Origin of the sequence: Martinezella hainanensis, assembly GCF_900094555.1 — a bacterium.
Classification (GTDB): Bacteria; Pseudomonadota; Alphaproteobacteria; order Rhizobiales; family Rhizobiaceae; genus Rhizobium; species Rhizobium hainanense.
The window spans coordinates 69,701-85,437 of the sequence record NZ_FMAC01000014.1 but is presented as its reverse complement, the minus strand read 5'-3'; the positions used below and the strand labels follow the sequence as shown (position 1 = coordinate 85,437).

The window sequence follows — 15,737 nt, the reverse complement described above, 5'->3', positions numbered from 1 at the left end:
ATGTCACATCTCCGTCGCGATGATCTTGGCGGTGCGCGGCAGGCCGAGGAATTGCCGGCCCGCCGTCAGGATGAGATCGACGCCGCGCGGGAAGAGGGCGCGATTGTCGTTCCAGATACGCAGCAGCGCATCGGGCAGCCCGATCGGGGCGATCATGTTGATGTCCTTGATGCCGGGGCCGGAAAGCGCCAGTTCCTTGCCGCCTTCCAGGCTTTCGATTTCCAGAACCACCGTCGTCGACCGATCGGGATATTCCTGGGTGCCGATGCCGAACTGGCTGAAAGAGGAAAGCGCCATGCCGGCTTCGATAAATGCAAAATGCGCCTCCAGCCGCTCGGATATGATCGGCGCGCCAGTGTGGAAGGCCAGCCATTCCGGCAGGCTCGATCTTGCCAGGCTGGTGGAAAGCCAGACCGGCGTGTCATGATCGCAAAGGGTAAGGCCGATGGCGCCGGCTGCAATGCCGAGCGGCGGCGGCGGCGCGATATCAGCCGTGACAGTCTGCAGGGTGCCCGGACGCGCCATGGCATCCATCGTCATCTTGAAGACGCTCTGCGCATCGAAAACCGGATCGGTGAAACCGCCGGTCAAGGCCTCGTTGCCAAAGGTCGGGGTGCTGGAAAGGCTCATCAATCTTCTCCGCGAACCATGGTGAAGAAATCGACGCGGGTGGCGGCCGTCTCTTCGGCGCGCTTGCGATCATAGTCTGCGATGCGTTCGGTGACCGGCTGCAGAAGCGCCTTTTCGACGAAGTCTTTCGTGGCCGGCTGTTGCCAGAGTGCGTCGAAGATGGCCGAAAGCCGGGCCTTTTCCCGATCGGTGCCAAGCGCGTGCGCGTGGCCGATGGTGTTGGATGCCAGTCGAATGGTGGCGCGCGTCACCGTGACTTCGCCGAGGTTGAAGGGGGAGCCGCCGCCGCCGATGCGGCCGCGCACCATGACAAGCCCGGTCTCGGGGCCGCGCACCGGCTGTACTGTTGGCTTGCTCGGCAATGCTTCCCAGGCCGCCTCTAGCTCGTCGCGTTCTGCCTGCGCCAGAAGATCGGCGACGCGCTTGCGTTCCCGACGCTCCTGTGCGGCCGCTTCCTGCCTTTGTGCTGAATTCATCGCGCTTTCCTCTAAATGTCTATTGATATAGACAACCATACAAGATAGTTTTATATTTATTAGTGAGTCGTGACAAGCGTGTGACAGGGCGAGTGGGCAAGATGGCAGGACAGAAGATACAGAGGCAAACGGGCGTGGCGCTCTGGCGGCAGATCGCCGACCGGATTCGCACCTCCATCAATCACGGGGATTTCGACGAAACGGGCATGGTGCCGCCGGAAACGACGCTGGCGCTGCAGTTCGGCGTCAACCGGCACACGATCCGAAGCTCTCTTGCGGCACTCGCCCAGGAAGGGATCGTCAGGGCCGTGCAGGGGCGCGGCACGCTGATCGAGCGTAAGGAGCGACTGAGCTTCCCGATTTCGAGGCGCACGCGATTTTCGCAAGGGATCGGCGATCAGGTGCGCGAAACCCGCAGTGTGTTGCTTGCCGCGGGCGAAGAGGCGGCGACCACGGAATTGGCCCGGCAGCTCAAGATCAAAACCGGTGCTCCCCTCGTGCGGCTCGAAACGCTCGGTCAGGCGGATCATCGCCCGGTATCGCGCGCCACCAGCTGGTTCCCGGCCGATCGTTTCGGCGATATCGCCGAGATCTATCGGACGACCGGATCAATTACGAAGGCATTCAAGGAGCTTGGCGTACCGGATTATGTCCGCGTCGTCACCGAAATCACCGCGACGCATGCCGACGAAGGCGATCTCACCGATCTGCAGCTGTCCCCCGGCGCCATCGTTCTGGTCGCCCAGGCGCTGAACGCCGATCTCGACAATGTCCCGGTGCAATACTCAATTTCCCGCTTCGCCGCCGACAGGGTGCGCTTCACTGTCGAGAATTGATGGTAGGGGTTCGCCCCCTCATCCGGCCTCCTGAGTTCATCGAAGGGCGCCCACCTTCTCCCCGCGTGCGGGGAGAAGGGAAAAGAGGCACCATCTGTTACCTCTCAACCTCGTTGGTATCGAGAATTTACCACAGAAAAGGTCGTTCCCTCTCCCCGTAAAACGAGGAGAGGGTTAGGGTGAGGGACTATTTCAGAGATAATTAGTTAGACGCACTCAATGCGCGCCGGACATGTCGCCGAGGACTTCCTTCGAGGCGACGGTAGAATCGGCCTTGAGCTTGTAGACCATCGGCACGCCGGTCGCGAGGTTGAGCTCGAGGATCTGCGCCTTGCTCAGGCGATCAAGAACCATGACGAGCGAGCGCAGCGAATTGCCGTGGGCAGCGACCAGCACGTTCTGACCGGCGAGAACGCGCGGCAGGATTTCCGTCAGGTAGTAGGGCCAGACGCGGGCGCCGGTGTCGCGCAGGCTTTCGCCGCCGGGCGGGGGAACGTCGTAGGAGCGGCGCCAGATGTGAACCTGCTCTTCGCCCCACTTGGCGCGGGCGTCGTCCTTGTTGAGGCCGGAGAGGTCGCCGTAATCGCGCTCGTTCAGCGCCTGATCCCTAATGGTTTCGAGGCCCTGCTGACCGATTTCGTCGAGGATGATTTTCAGCGTGTGCTGGGCGCGGGTGAGATCCGAGGTGAAGGCGATATCGTACTTGATGCCGTAATCGGCCAGTGCCTTGCCGCCCGTCTTGGCCTCTTCGATGCCGAGCGCGGTCAGATCGGGGTCCTTCCAGCCGGTAAAGAGATTCTTCAAATTCCAGTCGCTCTGCCCGTGGCGAACGAGAACGAGAGTGCCGCTCATAAAATTTCTCCTTGATAAAGCAATTCCAGGAAAGGCGCGCAGCGGTTTTCCGTCAGGAATTGCGAGGACAATAAAAGGCCGGAGCGGAGCGGCAGTTCCCAGCCGATCCGCTCCGGGATCGCATCAACGTGTGGAAAGCCCGAGAACATCGAGCATGGAATAAAAGCCGGGTTTCTTGTCGCGCGCCCAGAGCGCTGCCTGCAGTGCGCCGCGGGCAAACAGCGAACGGTCGCCGGCATTGTGCGACAGCGTCAGCCGCTCGCTTTCGCTGGCGAAGATCACCGAGTGATCGCCAACCACGCCGCCGCCGCGCAGGGTCGCAAAGCCGATCGTGCCCGCCGGGCGCGGGCCGGTATGGCCATCGCGCACGCGCACGGAGCTGTCGTTGAGATCGATGCCTCTGCCCTTCGCCGCCGCCTGGCCGAGCAGGAGCGCCGTGCCCGAGGGCGCATCGACCTTGTGGCGATGGTGCATCTCCAGCACTTCGATGTCCCAGTCGTTCGAGGGGAGTGCGCGTGCGGCCTGCTCGACAAGCACGCTCAGGAGATTGATGCCGAGGCCCATATTGCCCGACTTGACGATGCGGGCATGGCGTGCGGCCGCCTTGAACTTGGCTTCATCCTCGTCCGAGCATCCGGTCGTTCCGATGATATGGACGATGCGTGCCTGTGCGGCCAAGTCGGCAAAGGTGACGCTGGTTGCCGGCGTCGTGAAATCGATGACGCCTTCGGCATGCAGGAAAGCGGCGAGCGGATCGTCAGTGATGGCAACGCCGATCGGCCCCAACCCGGCGATTTCGCCGGCATCCTTGCCGATGAAGGCGGAGCCGGGACGAGCGACGGCCGCGTGCAGGGTCACGCCGTCGGCTGCATGAATGAGGCGGATGAGAGCCTGTCCCATGCGGCCTGCCGCGCCAACCACCACCAGCTTCATCGCATCGTCGCTCATGTCGTCTCTATCGTCTATTTGCGGGAATTGCTTGATATGGCCGGTAGCTGCAGGTTGTTGAGCCGAGCGTAAAGACCATTGTCGGCCGTCGCAAGCGTCTCGTGGTTGCCCTCTTCGACAACCCGGCCGTTCTGCATGACCACGATCTTCTCGGCCCGGACAACCGTCGACAGGCGGTGGGCGATGACGACGACCGTGCGGCCGCTCATCGCCTCTTCCAGCGCCTTCTGCACGGCTGCTTCGGATTCCGTGTCGAGTGCCGAGGTCGCCTCGTCCAGAAGCAGGATCGGCGCGTTGCGCACCAACGCGCGGGCGATCGACAGGCGCTGGCGCTGGCCGCCGGAAAGCGTCACGCCGTTTTCGCCGACCGGCGTATCGTAGCCCATCGGCTGCGCCTCGATGAAATCATGTGCATAGGCAAGGCGCGCCGCTTCCTCGATCTCGGCGTTGGTCGCGTCCGGCCGTCCGTAGCGGATATTGTCGCGGATCGTGCCTTCGAAGAGATAGGGTTGCTGCGAAACATAGGCGAGCTGTTCCCGCAGCGACTGTTTCGTCACATGGGCGATATCCTGCCCGTCGATGAAGATGCTCCCGGCCTTGGGGTCGTAGAAGCGCGGAATGAGATTGATGACCGTGGACTTGCCGGCGCCGGAAGGGCCGACGAGCGCGGTCGTCTGCCCACCCTCGGCAGAGAAGCTGACGCCAGACAGAACCGCCTCGTCGCCATAGGCGAAATGCACGTCGCGGAACTCGATACGGGCCTCGGTCACCTTGAGCGGCTTGGCATCCGGCAGATCGCGCTGGCGCGGTTCCATGTCGAGCAGCTCGTAGATCATCCGCGCATTGACGACGGCGCGTTCCAGCTGCACCTGCAGCTTGGCGAGGCGTCGAGCCGGATCGTAGGCGAGCAGCAGAGAGGTTGCGAAGGAGAAGAACACGCCCGGCGAGACATTGTCGTAGATCGAGCGATAGGCGGCATAGGCAAAGAGGCTGGCGATCGCAAAACCGGCGACGGTTTCGATCAGCGGGCCGTTGCGCTCCGAAAGGCGGGCGATGCGGTTCTGCCGGTGCTCGGCAGCAGTGATCAGCTTGTTGATCTTGCGCTCGAGCTCCTCTTCCATCGTGAAGGCCTTGACGATGGAAACGCCCTGGATGGTTTCCTGCATCGCACCCAGCACATGGCTGTTCAGGACGATGGCATCGCGGGTCGCCGCGCGCAGCCGCTTGGAAATATAGCGCAGCGCAAAGAAGAGCGGCGGTGCGATGATGACGAATGCGATGCTGAGCACCGGATCCTGGAAGACCATGACGCAGAGCAGGGCGACGAAAGTCAGAAGGTCGCGCGCTGTGGACGTGATCGTCAGGTTCATGACGTCGCGGATACCAGAGACGTTCTGGCTGATGCGGGCGGCGAGCTGGGCTGAACGGGCTTCGCTGAAAAAGCCGACCGACAGCGTCATCAGATGCGAGTAGAGCCGCCGTTGATAGCGGGCGATGATGTTGTTGCCGATCTTCGACAGGATGACCGACTGGAAATATCCGGCAAAGCCGCGCACCACGAAAACGAGGAAGATGCTGAAACAGATCTTCCAGGCATCGACGATGTCGCGGGCGATGAAGGCGCTGTCGATGACCGATTTGACGATGTAGCCGATGTAAGCAGTCGAAAGCGCAACGAGGATCAGGCAGGTGATCGCGACGGCATAGCCGCGAATGTGATCGCGGCCGTTTTCGGCGATAATGCGCTTCAGCATGCCGGTGATGGCTTCGCTGTCGACGTTTTTGCTTTTCGGGTCAGGCAATTTCAATAATCGGCTTCCTGTCTTGAACCAAGCGAGCCGCATATGGCACGTGCTTGCGCGGCTCTATTAAAGAGTTAGCACGGCTTTGGCTAGACATGGCTTGCCGCGCTGGTTAAGGCCGATCACGGAGCCGGCCTCACTATAGAGGAAGGCGGTCCCTTCAAAAAGGGATAGCGCGCCGGCTATTTCAGCGCGCCATCGGTTGTTTGCGAGGCGGTTAACGCCGCCAGCGGCGGCCCTCTGTCGCAAGGCCGAAGCTTGCCGGTTTGCGGGCATAGATCGCAAGTCCGGAAAGGGCAGCCAGCGGATTGACGACCACATGGGTCGGGATCGTCTTCATCAATTCGGTGTGCGGCGCCTTGTCCTCGAAGGCGGCGCGGAATTCCGGCTTCTGCAGCGCCGGCAGGATCTTCTGCGGGATGCCACCCGAGAGATAGACGCCGCCGCGCGCCATGAAGATCATGGCGATATCGCCCGCGACGCGGCCGAGATAGGTGACGAACAGCGTCAAGGTCTCTTCGGCCTGCTTATTGGTGCCGGCAAGCGCGTGGTTGGTGATGTCGGCCGGTTCCTTCAGGTTCGGCTCAATGCCGTCAGCCGCGCAGACGGCATGATAGATGTTCTGCAGCCCGCGGCCGCAGATCACCTGTTCGGCGGAAATGCGGCCTTCGATCGGCTCCAGATGCGGCCAGATCTGCAGGTCGCGTTCCGTGCGCGGACCGATATCGATATGGCCGCCTTCGCCCGGCACGGGCACCCATTGATGCTGGGTATGGACCAGTCCGCCGACACCAAGCCCGGTGCCGGGGCCGAGCACGGCGCGCGATGCGGTCATGTTCCCAGATGCCTGGCCAATGGTCTGACGATGCTCGTCGGAAATCTCGGCGATCGCCAGCGCCTGCGCCTCGAAGTCGTTGATGACGAGCACGTCCTCGATGCCGAGATTGGCGATCATGGTCTTCGGACGGATCACCCAGTCGCAATTGGTCAGCGGAATTTCATCGCCCTGAACGGGGCCGGCCATGGCGAGAATTGCCGAGCGGGGCTGCACCTTGCTGTTTTCAAGAGCGAGTTTGATCGCATCGTCGATTGTCGCGAAGTTCGCCGTCTGTACGACCGGAAAATGCTCCTGCTCGGAGTCCGCATCGGCAAGAATGGAGAAACGCGCATTGGTGCCGCCAATATCGCCGATCAGGATGGGGAAAGGCAGGGGGGCATCGCTGTGATTGAGCTCGGGCATGGCCAGGTCCGTGGTCTGCCGCCGGCAAGGCGGATTAATGGTTCAGTGTTTTGATCAGCCGCTCGGCGGTGGATTCGTTGAGCGCCATCGGAATGTCGTAGAGAACGGCAAGCCGCGTCAATGCCTTCACGTCGACGTCGTGCGGCAAGGGCGTAAGAGGATCGATGAAGAAGATCAGCATGTCGATTTCACCGGTGGCGATAAGGGCGCCGATCTGCTGATCGCCGCCGAGCGGACCGCTTTTCAGGCGGGTAACCTTGAGACTGGGTGCTGCATCGAGCACGCGGCCGCCGGTCGTGCCTGTGGCAACGATGTTCCAGCTGGCCAGGGTCGCTTCGTTGCGCCGCGCAAATTCCGCCATCGCATCCTTTTTCTGATCATGCGCGATCAGCGCGATGCATTTGCTGCCGGCCATGAAATCCCTGCTCCAGCCAATGGTTTCAATCGATTTATCCGCCTTCTATACCAAGGGACTGCGTTTTGAAAGACTGCCCGGCAATGACGGCTTGGACCTCATTGCTGCGGGATTTGGCCGGGCGGCGTATCGCCTGAGACCGGCATTGCGTTCGTATCGGCTGAAGCGGCCGCACCCTTGGTACCCGAGGTGGCAGGGCGCGCGGAGGCAACCGAGGGTGCCGCCAACACGGCCTGGCAGGCTTTGGGCAGATCGGAAACCATGACCTCGCGTGGCTTGACCGGTGGCTTGGTGCTGGGCTTCGGCTTCGCCCAGGGCTCGGGTCCGAACCACCAGGCGAGCGTCTTGTCGCAGCCGTCGCCGGCGGCGACCGGCGCCTGCCCCGTGCAGCCGGACGAGCCGGGAGGGCAGCGAAGGCGGATGTGGAAATGCGAGTCGTGCCCATATTCCGGCCGCAGCTTGCCGAGATTGCTGCGATCGCCCGTCCACGTCTCGCACATCTTCTTCTTGATCGCCGGATTGACGAAGATGCGCTCGACTTCGGGGTAACTCGCCGCGCGCATCAGCAGGCGGGCATGCGCCGGCGTCCAGACCTTGTCGTTGATCGTCAGGAACTTGTCCTTGGCGAGCATGGTGGTGAAGGGCAGGGCCTCGCGCTCCTCGGCCGTCATCTTGCGCCGTGGCATCGGCGTCAGCCAGATGTCGGCATCGAGGCCGATCTGGTGCGAGGCATGGCCGTTGGCCATCGGGCCGCCGCGCGGCTGCGAGATATCGCCGACAAGCAGGCCCGGCCAGCCGTCATTCTTGGCCGCATCGCGCGACAGCCGCTCCAGGAGGCCGATCGTTTCCGGCCGGCCCCAGCGACGATTGCGCGACAGGCGCATGGCCTGCCAGGTCGGGCCGTCAGCCGGAAGCGCGACGGCGCCGGCAAGGCAGCCCTTGGCGTAGAAGCCGATCGATTGCGGCGGTCCCTGTGTCGGCAGCGTCACGGCGCCGAAAACGGCCTTGGCGCTGCCGGGTGAAGGGATGGCCTGCTGTGCCAGCGTATCGCTGGCGACAAGGCCCATTCCGATCATTGTCGCGAGAGAGAATTTGCCGATCGTTCGAAAGGCGCGAGCCAGAAGTGAAGCCATGCATATCCTTGAAAGGCGGTCGGCATTATCCGAAGTGATTTGCGGCGAGACTATCCTGAAAAAGGACGGAAGTTAATCCGCGGCAATCACAGATGGCCGACGCGCGGCCGCCTTCGCTTGCATGGTCGCGGCTTCGTATGGGTCAGTTCGCCAGAATTTCCGCCGTCTTGCGGATGCGCGACAGTCGCGGCAAAACTTTCGTGCAGGCGAAATCCTGCATCTCCTGCGAGAGGGTCGTCACCGCGTCTTCGGCGACGATCACGGCATAATTTGCCGCATAGCCGTCGCGCACGGTCGCTTCCACGCCGAAATTGGTGGCGACACCCGTCAGGATCAGCGTCTTGATGCGGCGGCGGCGAAGCTGCAGATCGAGTTCCGTGCCATAGAAGGCGCTCCACTGGCGCTTGACGATGGCGACGTCAGGCGTCAGCGCCGACATCTCGGCAGGCGCTTCCAACGCGGCCGGCGGCAAACCTCCTGGGGGAAGCGCGAAGGTTTCGTCAGTCGGCTGATTGACAGCGTCGGCATAGTCCGAGGAAAATCCGACCGTTACGAAAACGGTCGTCCCGCCATCGGCTTTCAGCTTGTTTGCGATGGCGACCGTATTGGCGACGATCTGCTGGGCGGGATAGGGCGCGAGCGGCCGGCTAAGAACGAGGCCTTGCAGGTCGATGGAAATAAGAGCGGTGGTCTTGGGATCGTAAAATGGCATCTGGGGGCTCCGATAAAAACATGAGGATATCCTCACAATGGAAAATATGAGGACAACCTCACAAAAATCAAGTGAAGAATTGAAGACGCGCACGCCGAAGCGGCAGCGCGGCCATGAGCGCGTCATCATTCTGCTTGACGCGGCGGCAAGGGTCTTCGCGCGCAAGGGCTATGACGCTGCAACGATGACGGAGATCGCCGCCGAGGCGCATTCTTCCATCGGCTCGCTCTATCAGTTCTTTCCGACCAAGCCCCTGCTTGCCGAGGCGCTGCATATCGAACGCCTTGAGCGGTTGAAGGCCGGGCTTCGGGAAGTGGCGGAAAGCAGCGCCGGCCTTTCGGCAGCCGATTGCGGCGAGGCGATCTTCGATGCGCTTGGTGTCTTCATGGAAAAGTATCCGGAGCTTTCGGTGCTCGCCGGCCGCCGCGATATTCCCAAGGAGCGGAAGGCGCGTTCGCGTGTCGAGTTGAAGGAACTGATCGCGGATGTCCTGCGGCAGGCCGAGCCGTCGATATCGGACGATGTCGTGTTGATGTCGGGCCTCGTGCTCGAACTGCTGCGCATCGTTGTCGTCGTCGCCGCTGAGCCTGATGCTGTCGAGGACCGCCGTGTGGCCGGCGAATTGCGGTTGATGCTGCGCAAACGCCTTGAGGAAGCGGCGGCAAAGGGCTGATTCCAGGAGATGATCTTTGGTGTCGTTGCAAAGAGATGAGTTGTTGCGTCCTGTTTTTTGCCCTCATTTGCCTTATGCTGATTCTCGAAAAATCACAGGAGATCATGAATGGCATTGTCGCGGTTGAAAGCAGGCTTGGTCGTTTCTCTTTTTTGCCTGCTGGCAATGCCGGTATCGTCGAAAGCGGAAGAGCCGCAATTCCGCATCGGCACGGCCATTCTCGGCGACCTTAAATACCAGCCGGGCTTCAAGCATTTCGACTACGTCAATCCGGATGCGCCGAAGGGCGGCGAGGTGAAGCTTTCGAGCAACGGCACGTTCGATACCCTCAATCCGGTATTGTACAAAGGTAATCAGGTAGCGGGCATAAGCGCGCTGGGTGCGGGCCTTGTCTTCGATAGCCTGCTGAAGTCGGCTGATGACGAGATTTCCTCCTCTTACGGATTGCTCGCGGAAGGCGTCTCCTATCCGGACGATATTGCCAGCGCCACCTTCCGCCTGCGGCCGGAGGCAAAATGGGCTGACGGGCAGCCGGTGACGCCTGAGGATGTCGTCTTCAGCTTCGACAAGGCGAAGGAACTCAATCCACTCTTCACCAGCTACTACAGCCATGTGACGCGTGCCGAAAAGACCGGCGATCGCGATGTGACCTTCTATTTCGATGAGAAGAACAATCGCGAGCTGCCTTCAATTCTCGGCCAATTCCCGATCGTGCCGAAGCATTGGTGGGAAGGCACGGGGCCGGATGGCAAGCCGCGCGACATCTCCCGGACCACGCTCGAGCCAGTCATGGGGTCCGGACCCTACAAAATCGCTTCGGTCTCGCCTGGCTCCACCATCCGATATGAATTGCGCGACGATTATTGGGGCAAGGACTTGCCCGTCAATGTCGGCGAGAACAATTTCAAGTCGATCTCCTACACCTACTTCGCCGACAATGATGTGGAGTTCGAGGCCTTCCGTGGCGGTACCATCGACTATTGGCAGGACAACGTCGCAAGTCGCTGGGTCACCGGCTATGATTTCCCCGCTGCCAAGGACGGCCGCATCAAGCGCGAGGAAGTGCCCAATCCGTTGCGTGCCACCGGCGTCATGCAGGCATTGGTGCCCAATATGCGTCGCGACCAATTCAAGGACGAGCGTGTTCGCGAGGCGTTGAACTATGCCTTCGATTTCGAGGAGCTCAATCGCACGATCGCTTTCAATCAGTACAGCCGCATCAACAGCTTCTTCTTCGGCACGAAGCTGGCCTCGTCCGGGCTGCCCCAGGGCGATGAGTTGAATATCTTGAACGAGATTAAGGACAAGGTTCCCGCCGAGGTCTTCACCACCCCCTATTCCAATCCTGTGGGCGGTGATCCTCAGAAGTCTCGCGACAATCTGCGCAAGGCGCTCGATCTGTTCAAGCAGGCAGGATACGTTCTCAAGGGCAACCAGATGATCAACGCCCAGACGAACAAACCGCTCTCCATCGAAATTCTGCTCGGTAGCCCCTTCGTGGAAAAATGGGTCCTTCCCTACACGCAGAACCTCAAGAAGATCGGTATCAACGCCACCGTGCGCACGGTCGATTCATCGCAATACATCAACCGTGTCCAAAATTTCGACTATGACATGATCTGGACGGTCTGGGCTCAAACGCTGAATCCCGGCAATGAGCAGATCGATTTTTGGGGCACCGCCTCCGCCACTCGTTCCGGTTCACGCAATTTTGCCGGCATTTCCGATCCCGGTATCGATGCCCTCATCAAGAAGGTCATCTTCGCCAAGGACGTTGCAGAAAAGGATGCGACCGCCAAGGCCCTCGATCGAGTCCTACTCGCCCACCATTATGTGGTGCCGCTGTTCTACACGACCAGCTTCCACATCGCTTATTGGGACAAGTTCCAACATCCGGCACAGTTGCCTGAATATTCGATCGGCTTTCCCGATGTCTGGTGGTCGAAAAGCGCCGGAAAGTGAGCCTCTCTTGCAATAAGGGGCCGCTAGGCTCCAAATGCTCGGGGTTGATTCGGGATGGTTTCAAGCTGACATGACTGCGCCGGTCTCAAATCCGGTGGAAGGGAATATGATTTGATCGAGAGACGGATTGAGGCGAGGCGGAGCATACCCCTCTTCAGGGGAGCGGCGGACTGATGGGCGCCTATATTCTGCGACGTCTCCTGCTGATGATCCCGACCATCGTCGGCATCATGGCCATTTCCTTCACCATCGTGCAGTTTGCGCCGGGCGGCCCGGTCGAGCAGGTCATCGCGCAGCTGACCGGGCAGGGCGACAATGCCACCGGCCGCCTGTCCGGCGGCACCGACATGCTGGCCCAGCAATCCCTGGATGACAGCAGCTCGAAATATCGTGGCGCGCAGGGACTCGACCCCGAGCTGATTGCCAAGCTCGACAAGCAGTTCGGCTTCGACAAGCCGCCGCTCGAACGCTTCGGCCAGATGATGTGGAACTATATCCGCTTCGATTTCGGCGAGAGCTTCTTCCGCAACACCACGGTCATCGACCTGATCGCCCAGAAGCTGCCGGTGTCGATCTCGCTCGGCATCTGGATCCTGATCTTTTCCTATGCCATCTCCATTCCGCTCGGCATCCGCAAGGCGGTGCAGGATGGATCGACCTTCGATGTCTGGACGTCGGGCATCATCATCATCGGTTATGCAGTCCCGAGTTTCCTCTTCGGCATCATGCTGATCGTGCTCTTTGCCGGCGGCTCCTTCTTCGACTGGTTCCCGCTGCGCGGCCTCGTCTCGGATAATTTCGCCGACCTCAACTGGTGGCAGAAGATCCTCGATTATCTCTGGCATCTGGTGCTGCCACTGATTTCGCTGTCGCTTGCCGCCTTCGCCACCACGACGCTGCTCACGAAAAACTCCTTCATCGAAGAGATCAAGAAGCAATATGTCATCACCGCCCGCGCCAAGGGTCTTTCCGAACGGCGCGTGCTCTATGGTCACGTCTTCCGCAACGCCATGCTCATCGTCATCGCCGGCTTTCCCGGCGCCTTCATCTCCGCCTTCTTCACCGGCTCGCTGCTGATCGAGAATATCTTCTCGCTCGATGGCCTGGGACGTTTGAGCTATCTCTCCGTCGTCCAGCGCGATTATCCGGTGGTCTTTGCGACGCTCTTCATCTTCTCGCTGCTCGGCCTCGTCGTCAGCCTCGTCTCCGACCTGATCTACACCTGGATCGATCCGCGCATCGACTTCGAGCGGAGGGACGTGTGATGGACGCAGCCAACCAGCAGGCAATTCCGACGACGGTGAAGCCGCCGCGCAAGGGCCTGTTCTCGCCGACCAATACGCGCCGCTGGGAGAACTTCAAGGCAAACCGCCGCGGCTACTGGTCGCTTTGGATTTTCCTGGTTCTCTTCATTCTCAGCCTCGGTGCTGAATTCATTGTCAACGACCGGCCGATCCTCGTTTCCTACAAGGGTGAGATCCTGACGCCGGTCTTCGTCGATTATCCGGAGGAGAAATTCGGCGGCTTCCTGGCGCAGACGGATTATCGCGCCCAGGATATCCAGGACGAGATCAACAGCCATGGTTGGATGATCTGGCCGCTGATCCACTATTCCTACCAGACCGCCAATTCCAACCTTCCCGCGGGAATGTCAGCGCCGACCCCGCCTTTCTGGGCGATGAGCAAGGAGACGCGCTGCTCGGGCTACGCAGCTGGCACTGCCGATCCGAACTGCAACTGGAGTAATTTCAACTGGCTCGGTACCGATGACCAAGCCCGCGACGTGCTTGCTCGCCTGATCTACGGCTTCCGCATCTCGGTGCTGTTCGGCCTGGCGCTCACCATCTGCTCGGCCGTCGTCGGGGTCTGCGCCGGTGCGATACAGGGCTATTTCGGCGGCTGGACCGATCTCCTGATGCAGCGTTTCATCGAGATCTGGTCGTCCATGCCGGTGCTCTACATACTGCTGATCATAGCATCGGTGCTGCCGCCCGGCTTCTTCATCCTGCTCGGCATCTTGCTTTTGTTTTCCTGGGTGGGGCTCGTCGGCGTCGTGCGCGCCGAATTCCTGCGGGCGCGCAATTTCGAATATGTGCGCGCCGCCCGCGCGCTCGGCGTCAACAACCGCACCATCATGTATCGCCACCTGCTGCCGAACGCGATGGTCGCGACGCTGACCTTCGTTCCCTTCATCCTGTCGGGCTCGATCTCCACGCTGACCTCGCTGGATTTCTTAGGCTTTGGCATGCCGCCCGGCTCGCCGTCGCTGGGTGAGATGATCGCCCAGGGCAAATCCAACCTGCAGGCTCCATGGCTGGGGTTGTCGGCCTTCTTCACCATGTCGATCATGCTGTCGCTGCTGATTTTCATCGGCGAGGCCGTGCGCGACGCCTTCGATCCGAGGAAGACGTTCCGATGAGCGAAAACTCCACTCCGCTATTGTCCGTCTGCAATCTGTCCGTCGCCTTTCATCAGGGTGGGCAGACCTCGATCGCCGTCGACGGCGTTTCCTTCGATATCCATCGGGGCGAGGTCGTGGCGCTGGTCGGCGAATCCGGTTCCGGCAAATCGGTCTCGGCCAACTCGATCCTGAAGCTCCTGCCCTATCCGGCGGCGAGCCACCCCTCCGGCGAGATCCTGTTCAAGGGCAAGGACCTGCTAAAGGCATCGGACAACGAACTGCGCGCCGTGCGCGGCAACGACATCACGATGATCTTTCAGGAGCCGATGACCTCGCTCAATCCGCTCCACTCGATCGAGAAGCAGATCACCGAGATTCTGGCCCTGCATCAGGGCATGGTGGGCGAGGCCGCCCGTAATCGCACGCTGGAACTCCTGAATCAGGTCGGCATCCGCGAGCCGGAAAAGCGCCTCAAGGCCTATCCGCACGAACTGTCAGGCGGCCAGCGCCAGCGCGTGATGATCGCCATGGCGCTTGCCAACCGCCCGGAATTGCTGATTGCCGACGAGCCGACGACGGCGCTCGACGTCACGGTGCAGGCGCAGATCCTCGAGCTGCTGCGCGATCTCAAGGGTACGCACGGCATGTCGATGCTGTTCATCACCCACGATCTCGGCATCGTCCGCAAATTCGCCGACCGCGTCTGCGTGATGACCAAGGGCCACATTGTCGAGACCGGCACGGTGGAGGACGTCTTCACGAGGCCGCAGCATGACTATACCCGTCATCTGCTGGCCGCCGAGCCGCGCGGCGAACCGCCGGTAAGCGATGCGAACAAGCCCGTGATCATGGAGGGCAGTGACATCCGCGTCTGGTTTCCGATCAAGGCCGGCTTCATGCGCAAGGTCGTCGATCATGTGAAGGCGGTCGACGGCATCGATCTGAAGCTCCGGGCCGGCCAGACGCTTGGCGTCGTCGGCGAATCCGGCTCGGGCAAGACGACGCTTGGTCTGGCGCTCGCCCGCCTCATTTCCTCGCGAGGCCGTATCGCCTTCGTCGGCAAGGATATAGCGGGCTATTCGTTCCGCGAAATGCGGCCGCTGCGCAACCAGCTGCAGGTGGTCTTCCAGGATCCCTATGGGTCGCTGAGCCCGCGCATGTCGGTCGGCGAAATCATCGCCGAGGGGCTCAAGGTGCACGAACGGTCGCTTTCGGCCGACGAGCGTGACGAGCGCGTCTGTTGGGCGCTGGAGGAGGTGGGTCTCGATCCCTCCACCCGCTGGCGCTTCCCGCACGAATTCTCCGGCGGCCAGCGCCAGCGCATCGCCATTGCCCGCGCCATGGTGCTGAAGCCGCGCTTCGTCATGTTGGACGAGCCGACTTCGGCGCTCGACATGAGCGTGCAGGCACAGGTTGTCGATCTGCTGCGCGACCTGCAGAGGAAGCACGATCTTGCCTATCTCTTCATCAGCCACGATCTGAAGGTGGTGAAGGCGCTTGCCAATGAGCTGATCGTCATGCGCTTCGGCAAGGTGGTTGAGCAGGGCGCTTCGGCCGATATCTTCCGCGCGCCGAAAGAAGATTACACCAAGGCGCTTCTCGCCGCTGCATTCAACATCGAGGCGGTGCCGACCGCCGCCATCCAGCAATGAAGGCC

General features: G+C 61.2%; 15 protein-coding genes. 6 read left to right on the top strand and 9 right to left on the bottom strand.

Features of this window, described 5'->3' with window-relative positions:
• Positions 1–3: 3 nt before the first annotated feature.
• The gene (gene phnH / locus GA0061100_RS29595) at positions 4–630 is read right to left on the bottom strand and encodes a phosphonate C-P lyase system protein PhnH (RefSeq protein ID WP_075856433.1); all 627 of its coding nucleotides are present in this window, start codon (positions 628–630) and stop codon (positions 4–6) included.
• Positions 630–1,106 (bottom strand): phosphonate C-P lyase system protein PhnG, encoded by a 477-nt coding sequence (gene phnG / locus GA0061100_RS29590; protein WP_075856432.1) that lies wholly within the window; start codon positions 1,104–1,106, stop codon positions 630–632. Before phnG ends, phnH begins: the two co-directional genes overlap by 1 nt.
• 101 nt (positions 1,107–1,207) lie before the next feature.
• Here phnG and phnF point away from each other — a divergent pair, with 101 nt between their 5' ends.
• Positions 1,208–1,942: a phosphonate metabolism transcriptional regulator PhnF gene (gene phnF, locus GA0061100_RS29585; RefSeq protein ID WP_075856431.1), complete on the top strand. Its 735-nt coding sequence runs from the start codon at positions 1,208–1,210 to the stop codon at positions 1,940–1,942.
• A 216-nt stretch (positions 1,943–2,158) separates the two neighbouring features.
• Here phnF and GA0061100_RS29580 read toward each other — a convergent pair whose 3' ends face one another.
• The 7 genes from GA0061100_RS29580 to GA0061100_RS29550 form a co-directional block, all read right to left on the bottom strand.
• Positions 2,159–2,794 carry a 2,3-bisphosphoglycerate-dependent phosphoglycerate mutase gene (locus GA0061100_RS29580; protein WP_075856430.1) on the bottom strand — a complete coding sequence of 212 codons (636 nt, stop codon included), beginning with the start codon at positions 2,792–2,794 and terminating at the stop codon, positions 2,159–2,161.
• Positions 2,795–2,917: 123 nt separating this feature from the next.
• The gene (gene dapB, locus GA0061100_RS29575) at positions 2,918–3,742 is read right to left on the bottom strand and encodes a 4-hydroxy-tetrahydrodipicolinate reductase (RefSeq protein ID WP_075856429.1); all 825 of its coding nucleotides are present in this window, start codon (positions 3,740–3,742) and stop codon (positions 2,918–2,920) included.
• A gap of 14 nt (positions 3,743–3,756) precedes the next feature.
• Positions 3,757–5,496 carry an ABC transporter ATP-binding protein gene (locus GA0061100_RS29570; protein WP_425298726.1) on the bottom strand — a complete coding sequence of 580 codons (1,740 nt, stop codon included), beginning with the start codon at positions 5,494–5,496 and terminating at the stop codon, positions 3,757–3,759.
• Between the two features lie 265 nt (positions 5,497–5,761).
• The gene (locus GA0061100_RS29565) at positions 5,762–6,784 is read right to left on the bottom strand and encodes a glucokinase (protein WP_075856427.1); all 1,023 of its coding nucleotides are present in this window, start codon (positions 6,782–6,784) and stop codon (positions 5,762–5,764) included.
• Positions 6,785–6,818: 34 nt separating this feature from the next.
• Entirely contained in the window at positions 6,819–7,199 is a 381-nt protein-coding gene (locus tag GA0061100_RS29560) for a methylglyoxal synthase (protein ID WP_075856426.1), read from the bottom strand.
• 98 nt (positions 7,200–7,297) lie between these two features.
• A complete protein-coding gene (gene mepA / locus GA0061100_RS29555) occupies positions 7,298–8,332 on the bottom strand; it encodes a penicillin-insensitive murein endopeptidase (protein WP_075856425.1) in 1,035 nt (344 codons plus the stop codon).
• A gap of 142 nt (positions 8,333–8,474) precedes the next feature.
• Positions 8,475–9,044 (bottom strand): isochorismatase family protein, encoded by a 570-nt coding sequence (locus GA0061100_RS29550; protein WP_075856424.1) that lies wholly within the window; start codon positions 9,042–9,044, stop codon positions 8,475–8,477.
• A 37-nt stretch (positions 9,045–9,081) separates the two neighbouring features.
• Here GA0061100_RS29550 and GA0061100_RS29545 point away from each other — a divergent pair, with 37 nt between their 5' ends.
• From GA0061100_RS29545 to GA0061100_RS29525, 5 genes are all read left to right on the top strand, one after another.
• On the top strand, positions 9,082–9,717 hold the full coding sequence (locus GA0061100_RS29545) for a TetR/AcrR family transcriptional regulator (RefSeq protein ID WP_075856423.1): 636 nt from the start codon (positions 9,082–9,084) through the stop codon (positions 9,715–9,717).
• 108 nt (positions 9,718–9,825) lie between these two features.
• Positions 9,826–11,679, top strand: coding sequence for an extracellular solute-binding protein (locus GA0061100_RS29540; protein ID WP_075856422.1), 1,854 nt, complete (start codon positions 9,826–9,828; stop codon positions 11,677–11,679).
• Between the two features lie 173 nt (positions 11,680–11,852).
• Complete coding sequence (locus tag GA0061100_RS29535) at positions 11,853–12,944, top strand: microcin C ABC transporter permease YejB (protein WP_075856421.1); 1,092 nt, start codon at positions 11,853–11,855, stop codon at positions 12,942–12,944.
• The gene (locus tag GA0061100_RS29530) at positions 12,944–14,098 is read left to right on the top strand and encodes an ABC transporter permease (RefSeq protein ID WP_075856420.1); all 1,155 of its coding nucleotides are present in this window, start codon (positions 12,944–12,946) and stop codon (positions 14,096–14,098) included. Before GA0061100_RS29535 ends, GA0061100_RS29530 begins: the two co-directional genes overlap by 1 nt.
• The gene (locus GA0061100_RS29525) at positions 14,095–15,732 is read left to right on the top strand and encodes an ABC transporter ATP-binding protein (RefSeq protein ID WP_075856419.1); all 1,638 of its coding nucleotides are present in this window, start codon (positions 14,095–14,097) and stop codon (positions 15,730–15,732) included. The genes GA0061100_RS29530 and GA0061100_RS29525 overlap by 4 nt, the downstream gene beginning before the upstream one ends.
• Positions 15,733–15,737 lie beyond the last annotated feature (5 nt).